The sequence below is a fragment of the Monashia sp. HAY1-2A genome (assembly GCF_056755315.1).
The window spans coordinates 1-260 of sequence record NZ_JBNDHY010000503.1 but is presented as its reverse complement, the minus strand read 5'-3'; the positions used below and the strand labels follow the sequence as shown (position 1 = coordinate 260).

General features: G+C 67.3%; 1 pseudogene. It reads left to right on the top strand.

Annotated elements, in window-relative coordinates:
* Window positions 1-260 (top strand): annotated as a pseudogene (locus tag ACPYOM_RS22890) (MFS transporter); the annotation flags it as partial.

The window sequence follows — 260 nt, the reverse complement described above, 5'->3', positions numbered from 1 at the left end:
GACTTCGGCTGGACGCTGCTCAGCCGGGTCCTGGTCAACTTCGGCAACGCCTTCGGCACCACCCTGCTGCTGTACTTCCTCGAGTTCGGCCTGCGCGACCCAAACGCGGACGACGACCTGCTCATCCTCATCCTCATCTACATGGTGTTCGTCATCATCGCGTCGCTGGTGCTCGGCCGGCTCTCCGACCGCCTCGGCCGGCGCAAGGCGTTCGTCTTCGCCTCCTCCGCCGAACAGGGGCGCGACGGCCTGCGGGACGG